This window comes from Bacillus sp. NTK074B (assembly GCF_017303375.1).
GTDB lineage: Bacteria > Bacillota > Bacilli > Bacillales > Bacillaceae_B > Rossellomorea.
The window spans coordinates 371,113-396,296 of record NZ_JAFKOH010000001.1 but is presented as its reverse complement, the minus strand read 5'-3'; the positions used below and the strand labels follow the sequence as shown (position 1 = coordinate 396,296).

The 25,184-nt window shown below is 42.1% G+C and carries 26 protein-coding genes, 1 tRNA gene and 2 riboswitches; of the genes, 20 read left to right on the top strand and 7 right to left on the bottom strand.

All coding sequences use genetic code 11. The features are described from left to right. The first annotated feature begins 299 nt into the window (after positions 1–299). From JI667_RS02155 to JI667_RS02135, 5 genes are all read left to right on the top strand, one after another. Complete coding sequence (locus JI667_RS02155) at positions 300–2,177, top strand: LTA synthase family protein (RefSeq protein WP_206849877.1); 1,878 nt, start codon at positions 300–302, stop codon at positions 2,175–2,177. A gap of 99 nt (positions 2,178–2,276) precedes the next feature. Beyond that, on the top strand, positions 2,277–3,470 hold the full coding sequence (locus JI667_RS02150) for a M14 family metallopeptidase (protein ID WP_206849875.1): 1,194 nt from the start codon (positions 2,277–2,279) through the stop codon (positions 3,468–3,470). A 530-nt stretch (positions 3,471–4,000) separates the two neighbouring features. Further along, entirely contained in the window at positions 4,001–4,249 is a 249-nt protein-coding gene (locus JI667_RS02145) for a hypothetical protein (protein ID WP_206849857.1), read from the top strand. Next, complete coding sequence (locus JI667_RS02140; protein WP_368077870.1) at positions 4,206–5,108, top strand: hypothetical protein; 903 nt, start codon at positions 4,206–4,208, stop codon at positions 5,106–5,108. Before JI667_RS02145 ends, JI667_RS02140 begins: the two co-directional genes overlap by 44 nt. Next, the gene (locus JI667_RS02135) at positions 5,108–5,422 is read left to right on the top strand and encodes an MTH1187 family thiamine-binding protein (protein ID WP_206849853.1); all 315 of its coding nucleotides are present in this window, start codon (positions 5,108–5,110) and stop codon (positions 5,420–5,422) included. The genes JI667_RS02140 and JI667_RS02135 overlap by 1 nt, the downstream gene beginning before the upstream one ends. A 57-nt stretch (positions 5,423–5,479) precedes the next feature. Here JI667_RS02135 and JI667_RS02130 read toward each other — a convergent pair whose 3' ends face one another. Further along, positions 5,480–5,833, bottom strand: a complete 354-nt coding sequence (locus JI667_RS02130) for a winged helix-turn-helix transcriptional regulator (RefSeq protein ID WP_206849844.1) — start codon at positions 5,831–5,833, stop codon at positions 5,480–5,482. A 209-nt stretch (positions 5,834–6,042) separates the two neighbouring features. Beyond that, positions 6,043–6,216 carry a DUF2759 domain-containing protein gene (locus JI667_RS02125; RefSeq protein ID WP_034757672.1) on the bottom strand — a complete coding sequence of 58 codons (174 nt, stop codon included), beginning with the start codon at positions 6,214–6,216 and terminating at the stop codon, positions 6,043–6,045. A gap of 207 nt (positions 6,217–6,423) precedes the next feature. Between JI667_RS02125 and JI667_RS02120 the strand changes: the two genes are divergently transcribed. After that, positions 6,424–7,059, top strand: a complete 636-nt coding sequence (locus JI667_RS02120; RefSeq protein ID WP_206849842.1) for an MBL fold metallo-hydrolase — start codon at positions 6,424–6,426, stop codon at positions 7,057–7,059. 37 nt (positions 7,060–7,096) lie between these two features. Here JI667_RS02120 and JI667_RS02115 read toward each other — a convergent pair whose 3' ends face one another. Beyond that, on the bottom strand, positions 7,097–7,342 hold the full coding sequence (locus tag JI667_RS02115) for a DUF2626 domain-containing protein (RefSeq protein WP_034757675.1): 246 nt from the start codon (positions 7,340–7,342) through the stop codon (positions 7,097–7,099). Positions 7,343–7,733: 391 nt separating this feature from the next. Here JI667_RS02115 and JI667_RS02110 point away from each other — a divergent pair, with 391 nt between their 5' ends. Then, positions 7,734–8,114, top strand: a complete 381-nt coding sequence (locus JI667_RS02110) for a Spx/MgsR family RNA polymerase-binding regulatory protein (protein ID WP_206849832.1) — start codon at positions 7,734–7,736, stop codon at positions 8,112–8,114. 342 nt (positions 8,115–8,456) lie between these two features. Here JI667_RS02110 and JI667_RS02105 read toward each other — a convergent pair. Beyond that, positions 8,457–8,528 (bottom strand) — tRNA-Gln (locus JI667_RS02105). A gap of 587 nt (positions 8,529–9,115) precedes the next feature. Between JI667_RS02105 and comGA the strand changes: the two genes are divergently transcribed. The 8 genes from comGA to JI667_RS02065 all read left to right on the top strand — a co-directional run bounded on the left by comGA (position 9,116) and on the right by JI667_RS02065 (position 13,753). Continuing rightward, positions 9,116–10,156 (top strand): competence type IV pilus ATPase ComGA, encoded by a 1,041-nt coding sequence (gene comGA / locus JI667_RS02100; RefSeq protein WP_206849831.1) that lies wholly within the window; start codon positions 9,116–9,118, stop codon positions 10,154–10,156. Next, on the top strand, positions 10,140–11,162 hold the full coding sequence (comGB, locus tag JI667_RS02095) for a competence type IV pilus assembly protein ComGB (RefSeq protein WP_206849829.1): 1,023 nt from the start codon (positions 10,140–10,142) through the stop codon (positions 11,160–11,162). Before comGA ends, comGB begins: the two co-directional genes overlap by 17 nt. A 25-nt stretch (positions 11,163–11,187) precedes the next feature. Beyond that, on the top strand, positions 11,188–11,496 hold the full coding sequence (gene comGC / locus JI667_RS02090; protein WP_206849827.1) for a competence type IV pilus major pilin ComGC: 309 nt from the start codon (positions 11,188–11,190) through the stop codon (positions 11,494–11,496). After that, positions 11,492–11,938 carry a competence type IV pilus minor pilin ComGD gene (gene comGD, locus JI667_RS23110; protein WP_368077877.1) on the top strand — a complete coding sequence of 149 codons (447 nt, stop codon included), beginning with the start codon at positions 11,492–11,494 and terminating at the stop codon, positions 11,936–11,938. Before comGC ends, comGD begins: the two co-directional genes overlap by 5 nt. 239 nt (positions 11,939–12,177) lie before the next feature. Further along, positions 12,178–12,663: a competence type IV pilus minor pilin ComGF gene (comGF, locus tag JI667_RS02080; RefSeq protein WP_244668179.1), complete on the top strand. Its 486-nt coding sequence runs from the start codon at positions 12,178–12,180 to the stop codon at positions 12,661–12,663. Positions 12,664–12,679: 16 nt separating this feature from the next. After that, positions 12,680–13,012, top strand: a complete 333-nt coding sequence (locus JI667_RS02075; RefSeq protein ID WP_206849815.1) for a hypothetical protein — start codon at positions 12,680–12,682, stop codon at positions 13,010–13,012. 3 nt (positions 13,013–13,015) lie between these two features. After that, positions 13,016–13,525, top strand: coding sequence for a shikimate kinase (locus JI667_RS02070; RefSeq protein WP_206849813.1), 510 nt, complete (start codon positions 13,016–13,018; stop codon positions 13,523–13,525). Between the two features lie 24 nt (positions 13,526–13,549). After that, positions 13,550–13,753: a YqzE family protein gene (locus JI667_RS02065; RefSeq protein WP_414635216.1), complete on the top strand. Its 204-nt coding sequence runs from the start codon at positions 13,550–13,552 to the stop codon at positions 13,751–13,753. A gap of 65 nt (positions 13,754–13,818) precedes the next feature. On the opposite strand, the gene JI667_RS02060 is transcribed toward JI667_RS02065, so the two are convergent. After that, positions 13,819–14,610, bottom strand: a complete 792-nt coding sequence (locus tag JI667_RS02060; protein WP_206849809.1) for a YqhG family protein — start codon at positions 14,608–14,610, stop codon at positions 13,819–13,821. Beyond that, positions 14,579–16,279 carry a DEAD/DEAH box helicase gene (locus tag JI667_RS02055; RefSeq protein WP_206849808.1) on the bottom strand — a complete coding sequence of 567 codons (1,701 nt, stop codon included), beginning with the start codon at positions 16,277–16,279 and terminating at the stop codon, positions 14,579–14,581. The genes JI667_RS02060 and JI667_RS02055 overlap by 32 nt, the downstream gene beginning before the upstream one ends. 174 nt (positions 16,280–16,453) lie before the next feature. After that, positions 16,454–16,545, top strand: a riboswitch (glycine riboswitch). A 3-nt stretch (positions 16,546–16,548) separates the two neighbouring features. Further along, positions 16,549–16,628: riboswitch (glycine riboswitch) on the top strand. Between the two features lie 97 nt (positions 16,629–16,725). Between JI667_RS02055 and gcvT the strand changes: the two genes are divergently transcribed. Genes gcvT through gcvPB form a run of 3 tightly spaced genes read left to right on the top strand, consistent with a single transcriptional unit; the run spans position 16,726 to position 20,651 of the window. Then, entirely contained in the window at positions 16,726–17,832 is a 1,107-nt protein-coding gene (gene gcvT / locus JI667_RS02050) for a glycine cleavage system aminomethyltransferase GcvT (protein ID WP_206849805.1), read from the top strand. 16 nt (positions 17,833–17,848) lie between these two features. Then, positions 17,849–19,195, top strand: a complete 1,347-nt coding sequence (gene gcvPA / locus JI667_RS02045; RefSeq protein ID WP_206849797.1) for an aminomethyl-transferring glycine dehydrogenase subunit GcvPA — start codon at positions 17,849–17,851, stop codon at positions 19,193–19,195. Beyond that, on the top strand, positions 19,188–20,651 hold the full coding sequence (gene gcvPB, locus JI667_RS02040; protein ID WP_206849795.1) for an aminomethyl-transferring glycine dehydrogenase subunit GcvPB: 1,464 nt from the start codon (positions 19,188–19,190) through the stop codon (positions 20,649–20,651). Before gcvPA ends, gcvPB begins: the two co-directional genes overlap by 8 nt. A 133-nt stretch (positions 20,652–20,784) precedes the next feature. Here gcvPB and JI667_RS02035 read toward each other — a convergent pair whose 3' ends face one another. Continuing rightward, positions 20,785–21,168 (bottom strand): rhodanese-like domain-containing protein, encoded by a 384-nt coding sequence (locus JI667_RS02035; RefSeq protein WP_206850507.1) that lies wholly within the window; start codon positions 21,166–21,168, stop codon positions 20,785–20,787. Between the two features lie 213 nt (positions 21,169–21,381). Here JI667_RS02035 and JI667_RS02030 point away from each other — a divergent pair, with 213 nt between their 5' ends. Beyond that, positions 21,382–22,218 (top strand): lipoate--protein ligase family protein, encoded by an 837-nt coding sequence (locus JI667_RS02030; protein WP_206849793.1) that lies wholly within the window; start codon positions 21,382–21,384, stop codon positions 22,216–22,218. 348 nt (positions 22,219–22,566) lie between these two features. After that, complete coding sequence (locus JI667_RS02025; RefSeq protein ID WP_206849790.1) at positions 22,567–25,137, top strand: vitamin B12-dependent ribonucleotide reductase; 2,571 nt, start codon at positions 22,567–22,569, stop codon at positions 25,135–25,137. Positions 25,138–25,184 lie beyond the last annotated feature (47 nt).

Below are 25,184 nucleotides of genomic sequence, written 5' to 3'. Positions count from 1 at the left end.
GAAGGTTCTCTTTTTTATAGGTACCCTCTTCAGGGTAGTACAAAAAACCCAAGGACCATTGAACCGTTTTTTTTATTCAACATGTTTTTTTGAAACTTTTAATGGTTTCAATCGTCTAATAGTATGGGTAAGAGAATAAGACTTTAACAATTATACTCCCTCAATGTGAACCCACGTTTGACGTTTTGTAAAAAAAGAGTAATCCGGGTCTTTATTGTTTAATAATTCTCTTATTTTACCATTATACTAATGAAAGTGTTACATACGAAGGAACCGTTTGTAGCAAGGAGGCTGAATACATGAATATAAGAAAGACACCTAAGGTACCGCTGATCATCATTGCGGCACTGCTCCTCTGGATCAAAACGTATATTGTCTATAAAACTAGTTTTGATATTAAGATTGAAAACGGACTCCAGGAACTGATCCTATTTATTAACCCGCTAAGTTTCTTACTATTCATCTTCGGAATAGGATTACTCCTTAAGAAGGATAAAGCGCGTACCCGTTATATTATTACGATAAGTTTCATCCTCTCGTTTATCCTTTACGGGAACGTAGTATTCTATCGGTTTTTTGATGATTTTTTAACATTACCTGTCCTCTTTCAAACGAGCAACTTCTCTGATTTAGGAACCAGTGCCAGCGCAATCATGAACTGGAAGGATATATTCTACTTCTCCGATGTGATTGTGTTAATTCTCATCATTAAGGTAAAACCAGCATGGTTTTCTCTTAAGAATTATTCTAGGGTCAACCGACGGGCATATTTCCTGGTGGCGACAGCCCTGGTTTTCTTTAATCTTGGTCTCGCAGAATCGGAAAGACCTCAATTACTTACAAGGACATTCGATCGTGAAATGCTGGTCAAGAATATAGGCACATATAATTACCATGTATACGATATCTTTCTTCAATCCAAATCTTCTGCACAAAGAGCATTGGCAGATGGAAGTGAACTGGCAGATATCGATAACTATGTCAGGGCGGGGTATATTGCGCCCAATAAAGATATGTTCGGGGCAGCCAAAGATAAAAACCTGATCATTGTATCCCTTGAGTCACTGCAAAACTTTGTCATCAACAGTGAAGTGAACGGTGAGGAGATCACTCCTTTCCTGAATGACTTCATCGGGGAAAGCTACTACTTTGATCAATTCTACCATCAAACCCAACAGGGGAAGACGTCAGATTCAGAATTCATCCTGGACAACTCCCTTTACCCATTGAACCGGGGAGCCGTTTTCTTTACCCATTCAGGGAATGAGTTTGAGTCGATGACAGAAAAGCTCGGGGAAAACGGATATTATACAACAGCCATGCATGCAAATAATAAAAGTTTCTGGAATCGTGACATTATGTATGATTCTTTAGGGTACGAACGTTTTTATTCCTTACCGGATTATGATGTAACAGAAGACAACTCCGTAAACTGGGGCATGAAAGATATCCCGTTCTTTAAGCAGTCTGTAGAGCATATGAAACAAATGCCTAAGCCTTTCAGTACCAAGATGATCACATTGACAAATCATTACCCATTCACTTTGGACGAAGAAGATAAGTTGATCGATCCTTATACGTCCAATGATGGTACAGTGAATCGCTATTTTCAAACGGTCCGTTATATGGATGAAGCAGTGAAGAACTTCATCACGGATCTAAAGGAAGCCGGACTGTATGAAAACTCGGTCATCGTGATGTATGGAGATCATTATGGGATATCAGAGAACCATAATAAGGCAATGAGCCAATATCTTGGTAAAGATATCACGCCATTTGTGAGCACTCAGCTTCAACAAGTACCGATGATCATCCATGTCCCCGGTCAGAAAGGAAAGACCATTTCCAAAGTGTCAGGGCAGATTGATCTGAAGCCGACTATCATGCACCTTCTCGGAATTGACACCAAGAAAGACATACAGTTTGGGTCGGATATCTTCTCCGATGAGCATGAAGATCTTGCCATACTTCGAGACGGTCGGTTCATAACGAAAGACTATGTGTATGCAGGTGAAAAATGCTGGAACAAGGAGACAGAGGAAAAAACGGATATGAACTATTGTGAACCATTCAAAGAGCGAGTGAATAATGAGCTGGAATACTCTGATAAGATCATATACGGAGACCTGCTTCGCTTTTATGGAGATAATGATAATAGGGACAATGACGAATCATAGACAAAAGGCTTGCGATCAATTTCGCAAGCTTTTTTTTGTCATGAAACTTCGAACTGTTCATACATGTAAGTAAGGACATATATATGGGGAGGTTCTATCATGAAAGTGAAAGTGCGAAGTGGGGACACCCTTTGGTATTACAGCCAGCTGTTTTACATCCCGGTCGGGCTCATTATCGATTCAAACCCTTCCGTTGACCCGAAGAAATTGAAAATCGGCACTGAAATAGACCTTCCCGGTTTCAGGGAAGTAAACTATACGATTAGAAAAGGTGATACCTTTTGGTCACTCGCCAGCGAGTGGAACATTGGCGTCGATGCCTTACTTTTATTAAATGAAGATGTAAATGCGAATGGGCTGCAAATAGGTTCATCGATCTTCCTGCCATCAAGGGTTGTTGCTCCCATCGTCAAAGGAAAACAGGTATATCATTCTAAAATACTCAATGAAGACATTAAAAATTTGAAAGAGATTTACCCTTTCATAAAGTTAAGGTCTGTAGGGGAGAGTATCCTGGGGGACGACCTCGTGGAAATTCGGGTGGGTACCGGAAAGAAGAAGGTTCAAATGAATGCTGCCTTTCATGCGAATGAATGGATCACGACCGCCATCTTAATGACATTTCTGAATGATTATTTACTGTCCCTGACCAACAGTAACCCAATAAGAGGTATACAGACCTTACCAATCTATGGGGATGTGACGGTGTCATTCGTGCCGATGGTGAACCCCGATGGAGTTGATCTTGTTCTGAAGGGACCACCGGAGGATAGAAGGAAGGAACTCCTTGCCATCAATAGGGGCAGCACGGATTTTATCGGATGGAAAGCCAATATCAGGGGAGTAGATCTGAATAATCAGTTTCCTGCCAAATGGGAAATAGAAAAGGAAAGAAAAGAGGAAAAAGCACCTGCCCCGAGAGATTTCCCAGGATACAAGCCCCTTTCAGAGCCTGAAGCCATCGCAATGGCTAACCTTGCCCGGCAAGAAAAATTTGATCGCCTCCTCGCCATTCATACCCAGGGGAAAGAATTTTATTGGGGATATGAAGGGTTGGAACCTCCGGAAGCAGCCAAACTTGCAGCTGATTTCACCAGAGTAAGCGGATATGAATCTGTCAGATATATCGATAGCTACGCAGGCTATAAAGACTGGTTCATTAAGGACTTCAAAAAAGCAGGATACACCCTGGAGTTAGGAAAAGGGATCAATCCACTACCTCTTTCTCAATTCAATGAAATCTACCAGGACGTCCTCGGCATATTCCTTGTATCCATCTATCGCTGGTACTAACAAAAGCGGAGGCGGCTCGCCCTGCCCCGACAAGCATAACTGATAAATCCCAAAAGGCGTCCTTTGCCTTATGGGATTTATCAGTTATGACCTCGAGGGGCAAGCCGCCGGAGCTGGAGTGAAAAAAGCGGAGGCGGCTCGCCCTGCCCCGACAAGCATAACTGGGAAATCCCCAAAGGCGTCCTTTGCCTTATGGGATTTCCCAGTTATGACCGTGAGGGGCAAGCCGCCGGAGCTGAAGTGAAAAAAGCGGAGAAGGTTTAATCGCAAGGAATAGAAGGTTAAGAAAAATCTCGAAAAATCTTTAAATTTGTTGCACAAATAACTATTGTAGAAAACAGAAATGAGGAGTAAAATAAAGCATCATCCTAATGATTAGTAACCAATATCGTGGTGACCCAAAAGGTGTATAAATGAGCATCTGGTCATCACTTTTTTGAATTTTTGTAATGTTTTTTTAATATTTTTGAAACATTTTCGCTTTTAAAACGTACTAATTAATATGAAATAAAAGAGGAGGGGGGAAGAGAATGAAAAAGAAAAAAATGAGCTTGATTATGCTAATGATGCTGTGCATATTGTGGTTGGCGGCATGTCAGTCAGAAGAAACACAGAACTCCCCCTCAGAAAAAGTGAAGGCTGAGAAAAAAGAATTGATGGCCAACCATCTTCCTGTCGAAGGATTTATTGAAAATGTGGGCTGGCTGTCTAACTGGGAAATCCTCACTGTAAGAGATGAGGGGGGGGGGCACCTCCTTCTATATTTACAACTTATATGATGGCAGCAGTAAAAAAATCTATGAAGTGAACTCCTCTTATGTCAGTGCAAGCATTTCTCCGGATATGAAAAAAATATTCATCCATTCGTCCCCTGTCTCTTATTCAGCGCAGGTGACCATCATAGATAAAACAGGAGAGGTCGAGTATCAAAAAGATGTGCCTTCCTATGATTTGACTCATTCTTGGAATCGATTCAATGAAGATGTTTTGTTAATGACTAGTTTCAATGAGGATTGGAGTTTTCAGGTTTTTGAAATAAATTTGAAGAAAAAGATCATGGAACCCATTGAAGTGGAAGAGCCATTTGTCCAGTGGCAATCAAAATCCTCCATTCTTTTTCAAGATTGGGATTCGAATGAACTGAGTGTATCAGCTCCACTGATTTCTCAAAATATCCTCAATCATGAGAAGGAAATGATTGTGGAAGATAGTGTTCACTTCAATCAATTCGTTGATTCTCTGTTATCAGTTCATTCCCTAGAAGATAAGGGACCGTTCACATACCAGTTCATTCATTCCAATGGAGAAATTCAGTCGGAATTCACAGTAGTACTATTGAGCCGTTACTCAGATTGGTTAATTCCCTATTATGATATGATAGAAAAGGATGGTCGGTTGATTACGTTCGTGGCAAACGAACCAGGTTCTTTTGATACGTACACGGGGACGTTCTCTTTAAAGAGCTGGGATACGGTTTCAGGTAAGGAGAAAGTGTTGTTTGAAGATCTCCCTTTAGAACCCATTCGATGCTCCCCTGATGGAGAATTTTGTTTATATGGAAACCAGTTAGAAAAAGTAATCAATCTCAAGAAACCGGACATCATCCACCTACTAAAAGAAGAAGGAGCAGATATATAATGGCAATTGTTGATGTATCAGTGATTCCAATCGGAACGGAATCTTCCAGTGTAAGTTCGTATGTTGCAGACTTGCAGAAGATCCTGAAGGAATATGAGAAGGATGGCAAAATCCGTTTTCAGCTTACTCCTATGAATACCATTATAGAAGGGGAACTTTCAATCCTTTTCCAAGTAATAGAAGATATTCATGAATCCCCATTTAATCATGGGATCCAACGTGTGGCCACGAATATCAGAATAGATGACCGCAGGGATAAGAAAACGACTATGGAAGGGAAACTGTCTTCCGTTCAGCGTCAATTAGAACAATAAAAATGGCAAACAGAGAGGGCCTTCGTTAACGAAGGCCCTCTCTGTTTAATTTGATCTCTATGCTTCTTCACTTTCCAAGAGTACTTCACTTTTATCAGGATATGTTTTTTCAATATGCTGCTCTCCCCATGCACATAACATATCCAAAGGCTCTTTTAGTGACCACCCATACTCTGTCAATTCATATTCCACCTTTGGAGGGACTTGATTATAAATGATTCGATTGATGACACCATCGGCTTCTAGCTCCCTTAATTGCTGAGTAAGCATTTTCTGTGTTATGCCAGGCATCAACCGTTTTAATTCGCTGGTTCTCCGTTTGTTTTTGATCAAATGACAAAGGATGACTACCTTCCATTTTCCCCCAATCACTTCCAGGGAAGCTTCTACCGGTATATTGTATTTTTTCATTTACTAAACCTCCTGGCCTGAGTTCTAATACTATATAGAATTGGCTGTAAGGATGTGGAATATCCCATACGCCTTAAGGTAATTGTCAATAGTAGTATAACGTACATATCCAAAAGGTCCATAGGGTACTTTTTGGTGCCTGTAACACCGTTAAATTAAAAAACCTTCCATAATGATATGGAAGGCTTTTTAATGTGAAACAGTTTCAATTAATGACCACCTGGGTATCCAGAGTGAAGGACAGTCATAATTGTAAACCATCCAAAAACACCTAAAGTGGCAAGTGAGAAAAGAATTCCCATTGCATTCTTGTTTTTGAAAGTGCTTACTACTGCGAATAAAGCTAATAATGTAACCAGTGAAGTAATAATTACAAGACCCATTTATATGACCCCTTTCATTAAAATGCGTTTTACTGATCTCTTGATAAACAATATGTACATAAATGCACTCATTAACATTTTATAGTTTTTTTCCCATTTTGTCGAGGTCGAATATTTGACACTTCTATGGCGACCTTCCGACTTCCATGTTTTTAAGAAGCTTCGCGTTCTGATACAATGAATGTATCACAAATGGAGGTGGAAACGTTGCAGTGGAAACAAATCCCATTAGGCCCTTTGCAAACAAACTGTTATATCTTATGGAACTCAAACCGTGATTGTCTTGTCATCGATCCAGGCGGAGAAGGGGAGAAGCTGATCGGCTGGTTGGAAAGTCAATCGTTGACCCCATTAGCCATTCTCCTCACACATGCTCATTTTGATCATATCGGAGCTGTCGACCATATAAGGGACCGTTTTGACATCCCTGTTTATGTTCATGAAAAAGAGGCTCAGTGGTTAATAGACTCTTCTTTAAATGGCTCACAGCTATTTATGATGGGTGAGTTGATCAGGCTTAAGCCGGCTGATTACATACTGACAAATGAAAAGAATTTAACAATTGGAGACTTTCAGCTCCAGTTGTTCGAAACACCAGGGCACTCACCTGGTAGTATCTCTTATTATGTACAAGAAAGCGGAATCGTATTAGCAGGAGATACATTATTTATGGGGAGTATCGGAAGATCTGATCTGCCTGGTGGAAATCATAAAGAGTTGATAGTAAGTATCCATGATCAATTATTAAGCCTGCCTGAACATACAAAGGTACTTCCCGGTCATGGTCCGGAAACTACAATAGTAGTAGAGATGGACTCAAACCCATTTTTAAACGGTTTCTAAAAAAAATCCCTTCAGCAATCAGCTGAAGGGATTTCTTTTAGTGTCCTCCTGCACCAGGAGTCATCATAAAGGTCGTCCAATAAGTAAATCCTGCAAAGAACACTGTTAAGTATGCACCGAAAACATAAATATACATGCGTTCGGACAGTTTTAAATAGCTAAGCATAATGAAGAATCCGGTTTGGCCTAAAAAGATTAATGATGTCGTGGTCATATCACCAAGATAGAACATGACGGCGAAAATACCAGTCCAAAACCCAAGAACTCTAAACATACGATCCATATGTAACCCTCCTTTGCACCCTAAGTCCATCACTCAATATTATAAATGAATACTACCATAAAAGTAAATAAGTGTTTGACGTTAGTTTGTGACGAATACGTGTTATCTAACCGTATAATAATGATTTATCCGCTTTTCACCCTTGTTATATACTTCCACACTGCCAATAAGCCAAACCCCTCGTTTAATAAAGGCCACTCCGCTGCTTAATGCCGAGATGTAATCAGCTTTAAAACGAAACATCTAAGATGAATTTACTCTATTTATTCCCCGTAATAAAATGTTCACAAATTTACAAGGGAAATTACTGTACAAAAGTTATACAAGTGATATACAATATGTTTAACAAATCTTAGAAATCTGAAAGTTAAATTTGAAGGAGGTCAAGAAAGTGAATAACCTTACATTTTTTACTTATCCAAGCTGTACCTCTTGTCGAAAAGCCAAAAAGTGGTTAACCGCACATTCTGTTGATTTCGATGAGAGGCACCTTTTTAGAGAGACACCGACTCATGAAGAATTAATGGAACTGTTAACCCTTACGACAGAGGGACTTGATGAGATCCTTGCCACACGGAGCCAAACCTTTAAAGAACTTGGGAAAGACGTGAATGATCTGCCACTTTCCGAAGTGATCAAATTGATCATTGATGAACCGAAGCTTCTTCGCAGGCCGCTTCTTACAGACGGCAAAAAACTGGTGGTCGGCTACAACCCGGATGGACTACAGAGTCTTGCGAATAAAAACAAAACGTTGAAGAAAAGCAGCTGAATCTAAAAGGCAGTCACTTGAATTTTTCAAATGACTGCCTTTTACAATGGGAAGTGTCTCTTTTTTTTAGGCAAAGCCCTTCCGCTTTTCGTGATGTCCAGCTTCGGCGGCTAGCCCCTCGAGGTCACAACTGAAAAATCCCATAAGGCAAAAAGCGCCTTTTGGGATTTTTCAGTTGTGCTTGTCGGGGCTGACCAAGCCGCCTCCGCTTTTCTACTATCCAGCTCCAGGGCTTAGAGGCTCGAGGTCATAAGATGAGGCACCCCAAAAGGCAAAGAGCGCCTTTCAGGGTGCCTCATCTTATGCTTGTCGCCTCTGGGCAAAGCCCTTCCGCTTTTAAAACTGGGCTAGCTGGATTCGAACCAACGCATGTCGCAGTCAAAGTGCGATGCCTTACCGCTTGGCTATAGCCCATTGAATCTTCTTTACAAAATATAGTATGGTTCAATATTAATGATCTATTCACCTGTTTTTAAAAATTTTTCGGGATGCATTGCCTAAAGTCATAGGGGGCTGGTATGGGTAATAGTATGGAGAATAATGGAACTATGTTGAGCGTGCAGGTTGATACCTATCAGGTTCTAAGCAACTCGGACCGATATAAGTTCCGGGCTTCACCTTTTTTGTCGTTTTGATCCTCGCGTTTTTACTCATGCAATAGGCTATTGCCATGACACTTGAAGCAGTGAGTTTCATTTATATCCGAATCTAATATCACTTCTGCGTAGGTTGCCTTGAAGATTGCCAATAGGTGAGTACGATCTTTTGTCGCTTCCTCGTGATGCCACCATCCTTGAGGGACATTTGCGACTTGTCCAGAGGATATCCGATAATTAAGAAGGTTCTTGGTAAATGGATATAGGAATATATTTCAATACAATTTTTAAAAAAGTTTGTGGAAAAAGAAGGGATTTGTAAAAAAATGTCGTATATCTTAAGGTATGAAATAAGAAAGGTGGTGCACATCCATATTTCACTCAGTTGAATCCTTATCGGAAGTGATGATTGGAGAAGCATTCAGCAATGATGCAACAGATATTCATTTGATTCCTAGAACGAAAGAATACCTGATTCAATTCAGGAAACCCGGGGGCTTGGTGCCATTCCAGACCATCGACAAAGATCAGGGTGAACGCCTGATTGCCCATCTGAAGTTCATGGCTTCCATGGATATCGGAGAAAAACGTAAACCTCAAAGTGGCTCTTTCAGTCTTACCGTCAGAAATACTCCTCTTTCTCTCAGAATATCTACCCTGCCCACGACACATCTTAAAGAAAGTCTTGTCATTCGGATACTCCCTCAAAAATACCAGATTCCCATTGAGAAAATGTCTCTTTACCCATCTTCTGCCAAGAAACTTCTTGCCCTGCTTATGCATTCCCACGGCCTCATCCTTTTCACTGGACCGACTGGCAGTGGAAAAACCACTACGCTGTATTCACTCGTTCACCACTGTTCCGTCGTACTAAACCGTAATGTGATCACCCTTGAGGATCCCGTTGAGAAGCAGCATGATGAAATGGTTCAGATCCAGGTAAATGAGAAAGCGGGGATTACGTATGCCACCGGATTAAAAGCAATCCTGCGGCACGACCCTGACATCATCATGGTGGGGGAAATCCGCGATCGGGAGACGGCAGAAATCGCTGTCAGGGCAAGCTTGACGGGCCATTTAGTAATTTCAACCATGCATACAAGAGATACGAAAGGGGCGATTTACCGCTTAATGGAATTAGGAATCGAGTGGCATGATATCGAGCAGACCCTGCTTGCTGTATCCGCTCAAAGATTACTGAAACTTTTATGTCCGATCTGCAAAGCAGAGTGTGGAGGACAATGTTTAAGAGTTGGTAAGGGGAACAGGGCATCGGTATATGAAATCATTACGGGAAGTGCCTTGAAGAAAGTATTGAAAGAGGCAAGGGGTGAAATTGTCCAACACCAGTACAGCACACTGCAAACATTAATCTGTAAGGGGGTGGCACTAGGTTTTGTCTCGGAGAATGAATATAGGAAATGGGTTCATGAGGAAAAGCGATGATCAAGGAAAGTTTCTAAAGAGACTTGGTGATTTACTTCAAAAAGGATATACCTATACGGAAGCCATCGACTTTCTACTAATACATCAGGAGAAGAAAACCATCAAATTAAAAAGGAGATTGGTTGCATCACTCCAGAAAGGTGAGTCTATTTCATCTGTAATGAGTAAACAATTAAACCTTCCCAATCATGTCAGCGCACAAATTTTTTTCGCCGAGCATCATGGTCAAATGGGCCACACTTTGTCTGAAGCCGGAATCTATCTTATTAATAGAAGGAAAAATCAACAGAAGCTCCAAAAAGTCCTTCAATACCCACTAATGCTGATCTTCATTTCCATTATAATGATGGTGTTGCTTCGAAAAGTGCTTTTTCCAAGATTTCAGTCCCTATATTCCTCTATGGGTTATGAACCTTCAGTAAAACTTACGTATCTTTTACACTTCATTGAAAATTTCCCAATGGTAGTAGGTGCAGTATTTTTAACTCTCCTTGTTTCAACCATTCTTTTCTTTGTTTTTAAAAGGCGAATTTCCCCTGCTAAACTCTCAGCAGCCTTTTGTAGACTTCCCATTTTTTCGTTTTATATAAAGCTGTTTCATTCCTACTTTTTTTCAAGGGAATTAAGCTTTCTTCTCTCAAGCGGAGTAACCATTACTGAATCCCTCCTCATCATCGAGAGTCAGTCATTCCGCCCGACATTACAATACATTTCCAGTCAGTTCATACGAAAACTTAAGGCAGGTATACCTTTTCATGAATGTTTTACTTCTCTGCCTTTTTTTCAGGAAGAATTGTCGTTCATCGTTCATCACGGGCAAACGAACGGAAGATTGGCGGAAGAGCTTCGTGTATACAGTGATATCTGCCTTCAGGATTTAGAAGAAAGAACCCATACATGGCTCAAGTATATCCAACCTGCCATTTTTACAATTGTCGGCCTTTTCATCATGGCGATCTACTTCTCCATCATGATGCCTCTCTTTCAAATGATGCAGGGAATATGAAAAAATTAGTTCAAGGAGGACAAAAATGCTCAAAAGTGAAAAAGGTTTCACATTGATTGAGATGATGATCGTTTTGCTTGTCATTTCGGTTTTGCTTTTCATTACAATCCCGAATGTGACCAATCAGAGTAATTCCATTAATTCAAAGGGCTGCGAAGCATTTATTCATATGGTTGAGGGGCAAATTGAAGCATATAAGATGGACGGAAATACTGATCCGGTGACCATTGACTCTCTTGTTACCGATGGTTATCTGAACGAGAAGTATAAAACATGCCCTGATGGGAGATCCATCACGGTGAATGGGGAAGGAAAGGTGGTGACCTCCGATTAATGATAGCGGTACAGCGGAAGCAGGTTATACCCTCATAGAAATACTCATCGTCTTGTTGATTTTCACCATTCTCCTTTCATGGGTCGGCTTTTCAGTCCTGCCTTTAAAAAGCCACACTGAAAAAGAACTCTTCATATCTCAGCTCGAATCGGATCTTTATCAGATTCAAAGCTACAGTATCAACCATCAAACACTGATTTCCCTAACTTTTTATCCACTAACAAGTAAATATGTTGCTAAAACGGGAGCGAGACAAACGATTGTATCAAGAGAGCTTCCCGAAGGAATTGAAATGGTTTCTAGAAACAGCCTTGAAGAAATCACTTTTTTTCCTGATGGAAATACGAACAGGTTTGGCAGGGTGAATTTTAAAATGAAAGATGAGAGGTTACACCTTATGTTCCAAATTGGGCAAGGGAGATTTTATGTACAAGAATCCTAAAGGTTTTTCACTTCCGGAAACGCTTGTCGCATTTAGTTGTACCCTTATGATATGTAGTTTGTTTATTCCTTTTCTCATTCATTACATGCACCGTCTTCAACTGCTCCAACACGAAGTGGAAGCGCTGAAATTTCTCAGGGAAAGTGTAGAGAAAGCGATTGTTACGAATGAATTTTCTACTCACGCAAGAATTTATAAGGGGGTCAGGTATGAGGTCGTTTGGGAGGAGGGCGAAGGTGATGAAGCATGTGTGCACTACGATAGCCGGGAGATATGTATATCAAGAAAAAGATGAACGGGGGTTTACAATGGTTGAAGCCCTGTTAAGCTTTAGTGTATTTTGCATGATATCCTTCAGTCTTCCTCTTATGATGAAGGCCGTTACGATGATTAAAAATGACTTGGTCCCACCCCACTATTATGAGTGGAATTTATTCAATGAGAGCGTGAGGAACGAATTAAAGAATGCAAAAAGTATAGAAATTGCGCCTCAGCACATTTCATTTGTGATTGATGGAGAAACGATTCTTTATGAAACCTACAATCAATCCATTCGAAGGAGGGTGAATAATAGAGGGCATGAAATCGTACTTCAGGCAGTGGATCAGGCTACCTTTACCTCCATTCGGGGAGGGATGCATTTGGATTTGGAATTTGAAGGAGGGGAAAAAGTGGAAGGAGACTTCTTCTGTTTTTCAGGTGTGGAGGGGCCGTTTTCTCCTTAACGATAGAGGCTTCATCTTGCCGTATACGCTGCTCCTTCTGATGATTGTCTTGTTTTTAGCTTTTACTTCGAAAGACATTTATATAAGCAAGTATCAATACCTCTCGAATATGAAGACTATTCATGAGAGAAACATAAGCCTCTCCCACGCCATCTTACTTGAGATGGAGAATGAATCCTTATACTCTGGAGTAATAAGCCTTACTTTCGGCGAGGTCAGTACCTCAAGTACGATGCTTAATTCCAATGAAGTTCAAATGGAATTGACGTATAAACGTGAGAAGAAGGTTTTTCTTCCTGAAACGGTTGTGTATAATAGGGAAACAAAACAAATCATACGTTGGGAGTAGAATATGAAACCGATTTTCTTTGTAGGCTTTATGGGTGTGGGAAAGACAACGGTTGGAAAACGTTTAGGAGAAGTACTGAATCTTCCTGTCATTGATCTGGATCAATATATTGAAAATAAAGAAAAGAAACCGATTAAAGATATTTTTCTTAAGCATGGTGAAACGTATTTCAGAGAACTTGAAACAAAGGTTCTTCTGGAACTGAAAAGTGAAAAGGCCATCATAACGACTGGTGGGGGAATAGTGGATAGGAAGGAGAACCGTGCTTTTCTACAGAATTGTGGTTCAGTCTTCCACCTTACCTGCCCTTTTGAAGCTTTATGGGAAAGGCTTGAAGGGGATCTGGATAGACCACTCGTTCAAAATAATTCGAAAACCAGTCTAATGGAGCTGTATGAGCGACGGCTGCCCCTTTACGAAAGTGGAAGCACAGTGACCATTTTTACAGAGGGAAAATCCGTGGATGAAGTGGTAAAGCTGCTATTACCCTATCTTCAACAGAACATTGTATAATTCCGCTCCATTCCGGGAATACTGATGAAAGCGGAAGGTGGTGCTTTTATGTCAGTGAATGATTATGTTAAATTCATAACACAAACATTTGTCCAACATTATGAAAAATCACCTCATGAACGTAAAACATTAAAAAAGCAGAAAAAGAATGAACGGGAACCTTTTCTTTTCAGGTGGTTCGGCATCATTCCATATGCTTTTATGATACTGTTCAAGAAAAATAAATAGTGGAAAAGGGCTGCCGTAAAAGGCAGTCCTTTTTTGATCCTGGAGGAAGGGAGCCCCCGGAATCCTCACTGAGATTGCTGTAGATAAAATATTCCTCCGTTTATGACCTCAATAGTTATTTTCGGTTCATACTGCTCCTTTAACCCCTGCTGCTCAAGAAAATAGGATTCGGGTTTTTCTTCCTGGTCCCCATAAAAATGATTCAATAGTTGAAGGTCCTCCTCCCAGGTCTTCCTTGCTTGATCCGCCCACTCGACGGGCTCCCTTTTTATTTCTTCAGATAAATACGCCTGGACCCTGTTCACTCCACTTTTCGGTTTGATGATCGGTGTCAAAGTGAAAGAGAAATCTGGAATCTTCGGTGTCATGTTTTTGGCCATTAATGTCTCATGGAAGCTTTCTTCAATGATTCCATTGATCAAGTTAATGCCGATACTTCGGATGCTGTCTTTCTTTCGGTTGGACTGATAAGATATTTTAATATTCAACCCCAGCCAAGGATGAAGGGGCGTCTGTTGGCCGCTCGGAGTATACCGGTTTTCATAAAGCCGTATATACCCGGCAAGATTCCGTGTTGAGTGGAAGATCTGATGCAGCCTCGGTGAACCAAAGTGGATCGGTTCTCCTTTCAGATCCTCAGGTGCATGATCTGGATTGGTGATGAGGGATAACGTCATCGGATTCGGTGTTCCCCCTGTCTTTTCAAGATAATGCCAGTAGAATGGGCGGTTCATTAGTTCTTTATCCAAGTCGATGGTGAGCTGTACGGTCATATACCCATTTCCATTCCTAACCAAATCACACCCATTGGCGACGAAATACCTCTCAAGAAATCGATGAATTTCGTGCTGCTGCATTTGATTTCTCCTCCTTTAGTTGTTCTGCAAATTGTATCATACTTGTTAAATTCTCCATTTTGATCTTCATTTCTCCCTCTGTTCGGGATGAAGATAGGATATCTGTCACATGCTCTTCGAAATCCCTGAAATCCAGGCGGGTGAGTATTTCATCCAGTTGACCGATCACCCGCTCAAACAGATTTATTTTCTCATACAGAAGTTTCAGGATATGTTCTTCAACTGTATTTTTTGTAGCGAAGTTATAAATATGAACATCTTCTGTCTGCCCAAGACGGTGAACGCGGCCAATTCTCTGTTCCAATCTCATCGGGTTCCATGGCAGATCAAAATTGATCACGTGATGACAGAATTGGAGGTTGATTCCTTCTCCCCCTGCTTCAGTCGCAATCAACACCTGTGCATGTTTCTGGAATAATTCTCTCATCCAGTCTTTTTTTCCTCGTTTAAATCCGCCCCTGAAAGGGACCGAGCTGATTCCGTGCTGTTTCAGAAACCATTGAAGGTAGAGCTGGGTTGCCCGATATTCTGTGAAAATGATCACTTTATCATTAATCGATTGGACAATTTCCAGTGCCTTTTGTGCCTTTGAGTTCATGGTCACATTTTCTACTTTTTTCATCAGTGTGCCAATCATTTGTTCAAAAGCAGGTGTAGGGGATTCCTTCTTTTCAAGCATATTCTTGAGCGTGTAAAATACAGCTTCACGGGAGCTGCACGCTTCTCTTTGAAGGGTGAGGAGAGAGAAAGAGCTGGAATTTGCCCAGTCATCATATCTTCCCCTGAGCAGGTCGATACTGTTATATAAATCTCTCTCAGCCTCGTTGAAATCGATCAATACTGTCTTTACATGCCGTTTCGTCCATTCAATCCCTGTATCGCCGCGCCTATTGCGTATCATCACTTTGTTGATGAGGCTTTTTAGATGTTCATCCTCCTGTAGTGTGCGATCCCCTTTTTTATATCTGTCCGTAAACCCGGATTCATTCCCAAGATGCCCGGGCTTTAAAAGGGAAACAAGATGAAAGATTTCTTCTACACGATTTTGGATGGGTGTCGCTGTCAATAGCAAGCAGAATTTCTTCTTGAGATTTTGGACAAATTCATAGTTTTTTGTTTTATGATTTTTCAGTTTGTGAGCTTCGTCGATGATCACCAGGTCATAATCCTGCTCATACACCTTTTCCCTATGGGGGCTTCTTTTCGCCGTATCCATGGACGAGACCACAATGTCACATTGATCCCAAACGTAGCTCTTACGCTGTGGTACAGCGGGAATGAAGAACTTACTGTTTAATTCATATGCCCATTGAGAAACGAGGGAAGCCGGGACAAGAATCAACACCTTTTTGACCAATCCCCTAATCATATACTCTTTCAATATTAATCCTGCTTCAATCGTCTTTCCGAGTCCTACCTCGTCCGCAAGAATGGCTTTTCCGTTCATCGTTTCCACTACCTGCTTCGCTGCTTCCAGCTGGTGAGGGAGAGGAGTGACATTTGCCAAATGTTTTGGAGCCTGCAGGCCTTCAAAGTTCGGAATTGCAAGATGGTGCTCAAATTCGATGGCGAGTTTATAAAGCTCCCAGTTCCCCCATGGTCCATCGTTTTCGATTAAACTTTCAAGACCTTCTCCCCACTCTTCATCAAATATAACATCAACATTCATCTGAAAAACATCTCCTTATTTCTAATAAAAATGATTGCTCAAAACTCGTATTTAATGGTAGGATGAAAATAGATTTTCAATTGTTAGAAAAACTTGAAAATCCGAACATTCACATTTACAACATTTCTTCTGTATATTTCTAGTATGACCAATTGTTTCAAGGAATATTGGCGAATGATAGCAAGGGGAGAGACTGTGCAGACAGCGCCGAAGGAGCAAGCACGTTAATGTGTGAATCTCTCAGGCAAAAAGACTCTTGTTGGACGCAACTCTGGAGAGCGTTTCCGACTCAGGAAACCACCAAAGGGGAAAGCCGTTCTTCGGTAAACTTTCAGGTGCAAGGACAGAGAAAACTTCTTTATGAAAAGGGGTTTTTCTGTCCTTTTTTCATGGGATAAAATGTGGTTAAGGATTATGCAAGCAAGGAATTTAAAGGGGGAAAAGTCATGTCAGAGTTAAAACAAACACCTTTATACGATGTGTACAAGGAGTATGGAGGAAAGACCATCGACTTCGGTGGCTGGGCTTTACCAGTGCAATTCTCAAGCATTAAAGAAGAACATGAAGCGGTAAGAACCCGGGCAGGACTATTCGATGTTTCTCATATGGGAGAAATTGAAGTGAAGGGTGAAGGGGCTCTTGACTACTTACAGAAAATGATGACAAACGATGTCTCCAAAGTAAAAGACGGAGGCGCACAGTATACGGCTATGTGCTACGAAAACGGTGGGACGGTCGACGACTTACTGGTTTATAAACTAAAAGACAATGATTATTTGCTCGTTGTAAATGCAGCAAATATAGATAAAGATTTTCAGTGGTTGAAAGAACATGAAACAGATGCCGTTGAAATCAACAATATCTCTGAACATATGGCGCAATTGGCACTTCAAGGTCCACTTGCTGAAGAAGTACTGCAAAAAATCACCAATGAACAGACGTTAAGCGATATCGGATTTTTTAAATTCCAGACTGAAGTGAATATAGACGGCAAACATGCACTCGTTTCCCGTACCGGCTATACAGGTGAAGATGGGTTTGAAATCTATTGTGCCTCAGGGGATGCAGCGGCGATCTGGAAGAAGATCCTTGCAGAAGGTAAAGAGCAGGGAGTCCTCCCGTGCGGACTGGGTGCTCGCGATACTTTGCGTTTCGAAGCGAATCTTGCACTTTACGGGCAAGAATTGTCTCAATCCATTACGCCGATTGAAGCAGGAATCGGATTCGCTGTAAAAGTAAATAAAGAAGTTCCATTTATCGGTCAGGAAATGCTGAAACACCAAAAAGAAGAAGGTGCCACGCGAAAAATCGTCGGGATTGAAATGATCGATCGCGGCATCCCGCGTCATGGCTATAAAGTATTTTCCGGAGAAGAAGAAATAGGTGAAGTCACCACGGGTACACAATCTCCAACGTTAAAGAAAAATGTAGGACTCGCCCTCTTGAATAAAGAGTTTACTGCTTTGGATACAGAAGTACGGGTGGAAATCAGAGGGAAAAAGTTGAAGGCAAAAGTGGTAGCAACACCTTTTTATAAAAGACCAAAGAAATAGGGGAGGAATGACGGTCATGAAGCATCGTTATTTACCGATGACAGAGCAAGATCAAAGGGAAATGTTAGGACAAATAGGAGTAGACAGCGTTAATGATCTATTTGAAGATATTCCCGAACAGGTTCGTTTCAAAGGGGATTACAAGATCAAAGAAGCGAAGTCAGAAACGGAATTGGTAAAAGAACTCACAAAAATGGCAGCGAAGAATGCTGATTTAAAAAGTCATACATCCTTTTTAGGGGCTGGAGTATATGACCACTATATGCCGATTATCGTGGACCATGTATTATCACGTTCAGAGTTCTATACAGCTTATACGCCGTATCAACCTGAGATTTCTCAAGGGGAGCTTCAAGCCATTTTTGAATTTCAAACGATGATCTGTGAGCTGACAGGCATGGATGTAGCCAACTCCTCCATGTACGATGGAGGAACGGCTCTTGCAGAGGCGGCTATGCTGAGTGCAGGTCAGACCCGTCGTAAAAAGGTCCTGGTTTCAAGCACAGTGCATCCTGAATCACGTGATGTCCTGAGGTCATATGCTAAAGGTCAATACATTGAAGTGGTAGAAATCCCGCACAATGATGGTGTAACGGACGTGGAAGAACTTAAGAAGTTGATGAGCTCTGAGATTGCAGCGGTCATCGTTCAATATCCTAATTTCTTCGGCCGGGTGGAAGAGCTGAAAGGGATCGAAGAAGTGGCACATGCCGAAAAAGCCATGTTTGTCGTTTCGTCCAATCCTCTTGCCCTTGGAGCACTTACACCTCCAGGAAAATTAGGTGCTGACATTGTTATCGGTGATGCACAGCCATTCGGGATCCCAAGTGCCTTCGGTGGACCTCACTGTGGATACTTTGCCGTGAACAAGAAGCTTATGCGCAAGGTACCTGGCCGCCTTGTAGGTCAAACCGTCGATGAAGACGGAATCCGCGGATTCGTGTTGACCCTGCAAGCACGTGAACAGCATATCCGTCGTGATAAAGCGACTTCGAATATTTGTTCCAACCAGGCATTGAATGCTCTTGCCGCATCTGTCGCTATGACAGCCCTAGGAAAACAGGGTGTCAAAGAAATGGCGATGCAAAATATCCAAAAAGCTTATTATGCCAAAGAAGCCTTTAAAGCAAAAGGATTCTCCATCGCATTTGAAGGGCCTTCATTCAATGAGTTTGTCGTAAAGGTGAAAAGGCCGGTTAAAGAAATCAATCAAATGCTTCTCGAAAAAGAGATGATCGGCGGGTACGATCTTGGATTAATGGATGACAGCCTGGCTCAACATATGCTGGTAGCTGTTACTGAACTTAGAAGCAAAGAAGAAATCGACGCATTCGCAGCAGAATTGGGGGATTGTCATGAATAAGAAAGATCAGCCTCTTATTTTTGAATTATCTAAAGAAGGCCGCATAGGGTACAGCCTGCCTGAAATGGATGTACCACAGGTGGAATTGTCCGATCTCATTCCATCCGATTATATCCGTACGGAAGCACCGGAGCTACCGGAAGTATCGGAGCTTGATATCATGCGTCACTATACGGCTTTATCCAAGCGTAATCATGGAGTGGATTCAGGTTTCTATCCCCTTGGATCCTGCACGATGAAGTACAATCCAAAAGTGAATGAGAACGTAGCACGTTTGAATGGATTTGCCCATATCAATCCGCTTCAGGAAGCAGAAAGCGTTCAAGGGGCACTTGAATTGATGTATGACCTTCAGGAGCATTTGAAAGAAATCACCGGTATGGATGAAGTCACCCTTCAACCAGCTGCCGGAGCCCATGGAGAATGGACCGGCCTGATGATGATCCGTGCTTACCATGAAGCGAATGGAGATACAGATCGAACGAAGGTTATCGTACCTGATTCCGCTCATGGAACGAATCCTGCCAGTGCAACGGTTGCCGGTTTTGAAACCGTAACGGTCAAGTCGAACGAAAATGGTCTGGTCGACTTAGAAGATCTTAAGCGTGTAGTCGGAGAAGATACGGCTGCTCTCATGTTGACAAACCCGAACACATTGGGTTTATTCGAAGAGAATATCATGGAAATGGCTTCCATCATTCATGAAGCTGGCGGAAAGCTGTACTATGACGGTGCCAATCTAAATGCGGTTCTGTCAAAAGCAAGACCGGGAGATATGGGGTTTGACGTCGTTCATTTAAATCTCCATAAAACATTTACCGGTCCTCACGGAGGCGGCGGCCCGGGAAGCGGTCCTGTCGGAGTGAAGGAAGACCTGATTAAATACCTTCCAAAGCCAATCCTGGTGAAAAACGGAGATGGATACGAATTTGATTACAATCGTCCTGACTCCATCGGTCGTGTAAAACCTTACTACGGAAACTTTGGAATTAACGTTCGTGCCTATACGTACATCAGAACGATGGGGCCGGATGGATTAAGAGCGGTGACGGAAAATGCCGTCCTGAATGCCAATTACATGATGCGCAGGCTGGCGCCTCACTTCGACCTTCCATTCGACCGTCATTGTAAACATGAATTCGTCATCAGTGGAAAGCGTCAGAAGAAGCTAGGTGTCCGTACGTTGGATATCGCGAAACGACTATTGGACTTCGGATATCACCCGCCAACCATTTACTTCCCATTGAATGTGGAAGAATGCATGATGATCGAGCCAACGGAAACAGAATCAAAAGAGACCCTGGATTCATTCATTGATGCCATGATCCAGATTGCCAAAGAAGCGGAAGAAACACCCGAAATTGTCCAAGAAGCCCCTCACACAACCATCGTGAAACGAATGGATGAAACACTGGCAGCTAGAAAGCCGGTTCTGCGCTATACGAAAGAAAGCTAAAAACAATACCTAAACAACCCCTTGGCGATATGCTGAGGGGTTTTAACCTGAGGGACGGACCTTCATTTTAAGCACAAAACCACATCCCGCCTTACTTCACTAAAAAAGGATCACCCAGGGTGATCCTTCCACATCATTTTTTATGTTTCACTTTACCTGTCCACTTTTTAAATCCACCTTGTAAGTGGTGAAGGTCGCGGTATCCTTTGCGGTGCAGCATTTGAGCTGCTCTTCCGCTGCGAAGTCCGCTTTGGCAGTAAAGGTATACGGGTTGATCCGAACGGATTTCCTTTTGTCTCATTTTAATCTGTGACAATGGAATATTTCGTGCACCCAGGACGTGACCATTTTCAAATTCATTCGCTTCACGAACATCTATCAATTGAGCTTTGCGATATCCTGCTCGAAATTCCTCTTCAGTCAGTGTATTCACGATTCTCTTTTGATAGAAGAACGTAAAAAGTGAATAGATGATGATTCCACCCAGTACGACTAAAAGAATATATAATCCTTCCATCATTCATGCTCCTTTCTACAAATGCGCTACCTTCTATTATATTCATCATTCAAGTGATAATCAAAACATATTTTTTAAATTTAAAGCAAAGACTTTCCAATCTGTTTTTCTTTGTTTTTTGGTGGGGATTTGATAGACTAGTAACGGACTTGAATCAATACACAATTGTACATAACAAAATCTTAACGCAAAGACGTAAATGAGGTATGTTACATGAAAAAAGAAACATGGAGATTCATCGATTCGGGAAATTGTTCCCCTTCTTATAATATGGCCCTTGATGAGGCATTGCTTGAATGGCATAGTGAAGGGAAGATACCTCCGACGATCCGGTTTTACGGATGGGATCCAGCTACACTATCGGTCGGCTACTTTCAGAAGGTAGAAAAAGAAATCAATCTTGATGCCGTCAAGGAACATGGACTCGGATTCGTTAGAAGGCCGACGGGGGGGCGTGGAGTTCTGCATGAACATGAATTGACTTACAGCGTCATCGTTTCAGAAGAACATCCTGAGATGCCTAAAACCGTCACAGAAGCATATCGGGTCATCTCTGAAGGAATTCTTAAGGGGTTCCAGGGTCTCGGGCTGGAAGCTTACTTTGCAGTTCCGAAAACAGCAGAAGAACGGGAAGGATTGAAAAACCCGCGATCTTCCGTATGCTTCGACGCACCAAGCTGGTATGAGTTGGTGGTAGAAGGAAGGAAAGTGGCAGGGAGTGCTCAGACCCGTCAAAAAGGTGTCATCCTTCAGCACGGTTCAATTCTGCTGGATCTTGATGAAGATAAATTGTTCAGTCTGTTTAACTATCCATCTGACAGAGTAAAAGAACGGATGCAGCGTGCCTTCAAAAACAAGGCGGTTGCCATGAACGAAATCAGTTCTGAAACGATCACGATGGACATGGCCAAGGAAGCATTCAAAAAAGGCTTTGAAGAGGGATTGAACATCGAACTTGAGCCCTATGAACTTTCTGAAGAAGAAACACAATATGTTGTAGACATTGCGAAATCCAGATACGAATCAGATGAATGGAACTTTAAGCGTTAAAATTTTTTTGTAGAAAGAAAGCGATCCTTGTCGCTTTTTTCCTATTTTAGCAACTATTGCACGGCTTCGATTTATATCAAGTCTTGAATTAATAGAATTGACTCATGGATTATATTGTTTTCTATTATTTTCTCCCGTTTTCTATTTTTATTGGCTTATTATCCGTTTGACAAACAAATGACCTGTTGACCTGAAACACAATATATGGTGTGTCGAATAATTTTTCGTACACAATATGTTGTGTTTATTTATTGCTTTTCCAGAATGGCTGTGATATCTTAATATTTGATATTAGTCATCAGCGAAATAACATAAATTGAAACATTTGAGATAGAAGGAGTTGTCTTTATGACTGTTGCGTCGAAAAATACGATGAATTTAAACACCGAAAGATTAAACAAGGATATTGGATTGTTCCCTCTAGTACATCCCATCACCCCTGATATGAAAACAACACACAAAGGTGTATCCCGTCTGGTCATGATCGATCGTTATTCTTTCAAAGACACGGAAAAAATCACCCTTTCTGAAGGTGACTTTGTGGTCCTTACCATTAAGGAAGATCCTAAATTTCCAGCTAGAGGGCTAGGTTACATCACTGGAATCGATTGGGAAACGAAAAAAGCATCTGTCTGGATCGAAGAAGAATACAGAAGCGCCATCGACAAACCGGAGGAAATGGAAACGGGGGTCGTCTCAAGAACACTTGATGTTATTGAGAAACCACTGGAGGTCTATTATGAACAAATCGCGAAGCGTAACGCAACAGGCTTGGCAGAAGTGGAAGAAACTCCTGAAAAGAGACAAGTATGGTTTGAAAAATTCTATCATGAATTAGTGAACCTGCATTTTGTTCCAGCAGGGCGTGTACTTTATGGAGCGGGAGCAGGAACGGATGTAACGTACTTCAACTGTTACGTGATGCCTTTCGTACAGGATTCCCGTGAAGGCATTTCAGAACACCGCAAGCAGGTCATGGAAATCATGAGCCGCGGTGGCGGAGTCGGAACGAACGGGTCGACCCTTCGTCCACGCAATACCCTGGCAAAAGGTGTGAACGGCAAATCATCCGGTTCCGTTTCATGGCTGGACGATATTGCGAAATTGACTCATCTGGTTGAGCAGGGCGGTTCAAGACGTGGGGCTCAAATGATCATGCTTTCAGATTGGCATCCCGATATTATCGAATTTATTATTTCTAAAATGCAAAACCCGCGTATCCTGCGCTACCTTCTGGAGAACACAGAAGATGAAACGATTAAAAAAGCCGCTCAGGATAAGTTGAAATTCACTCCGTTGACTGAACAAGAGGAAGCGATGTATCAAGGAATCCTGAACTACAGACATATCCCGGGTTACGGTGGATTTGATGCAAAGATCCTTAAGAATGCAGAAGAAAAGCTCCGCACTGGGGGAACATACAGCGTCCATAATTCAGAATTCCTGACAGGTGCGAATATCTCTGTGTGCCTGACAAGCGACTTTATGGAAGCGGTGGAGAACGACCGGGAATATGAGCTGCGCTTTCCTGATGTGGAGAGCTACAATGAAGAGCAAATGAAATACTATAATGAAGAATGGCACAACATAGGCGATGTCCGCGAGTGGGAAAAGCTTGGTTACAAAGTTCGTACTTACCGCAAGATCGAGGCAAAAGAGCTTTGGAACCTGATCAATGTGTGTGCAACATACTCTGCTGAGCCTGGAATTTTCTTTATCGATAACGCCAATGATATGACGAATGCAAAAGCATACGGTCAAAAGGTAGTGGCCACGAACCCATGCGGAGAGCAGCCTCTTGCTCCATATTCCGTGTGTAACCTGGCTGCTGTCAACCTTGCTCAGTTCGCTGATAAAGAGACGAAAACCGTTGATTTCGAGAAATTGAAGCGCACGGTAAAAGTCGGTGTCCGCATGCAGGACAATGTCATCGATGCGACACCATACTTCCTGGATGAAAATAAGAAGCAGGCACTCGGTGAGAGACGAGTCGGTCTTGGCGTAATGGGTCTTGCCGATCTCCTGATCTATTGTGAAAAAGAATATGGTTCAGAAGAAGGCAATAAGCTCGTGGATGAAGTGTTTGAAGTTATTGCTACAACGGCTTATCGTGCATCCGTTGAATTATCGAAGGAAAAAGGGAGCTTCCCATTCCTCACTGGAAGCACGGATGAAGAAACGAAAGCCTTACGAAAAGCCTTTGTCAATACAGGTTTCATGAAGAAAATGCCTGAAGATGTGCGTAAAGACATTGAACAATACGGTATTCGAAACTCCCACTTGTTAACCGTCGCTCCAACGGGCTCGACCGGTACGATGGTCGGTGTTTCAACGGGTCTAGAACCTTACTTCTCCTTTACGTATTACCGTAGCGGTCGCCTCGGTAAATTCATTGAAGTGAAAGCGGATATTGTAGAGGATTACTTGAAGAGAAATCCCGATGCCGATGCTGACAATCTCCCGGGATGGTTCGTTTCTTCCATGAGCCTGGCACCTCAAGCGCACGCTGATGTGCAGTGTGTCATCCAGAACTGGATCGACAGCTCCATTTCTAAAACCGTCAATGCCCCGCGTGGTTATACGGTTGAACAAGTGGAAAAAGTATATGAGCGTCTTTATAAAGGTGGCGCCAAGGGAGGGACGGTGTACGTCGACGGAAGCCGTGATTCACAGGTCCTTACCCTTAAAGCGGAAGAAAACAGCTTTGACGATGAAGAGGAACAAGTTCAACATGACATTCCTACATCCAAAAAGCCGATTGTATTACTGGATACGATCCAGGATGTACGTTCAACGGACGTGACCATCGGTTCTGAAGTGGGGAATACATGCCCTGTCTGCCGTAAAGGGACGGTAAAAGATATGGGTGGGTGCAATACTTGTACAAACTGCGGCGCACAGCTGAAGTGTGGACTATAATTAAGGAAATGGGTAAGAGGGGACTGGTTCCCTTCTTATTTTTTTAG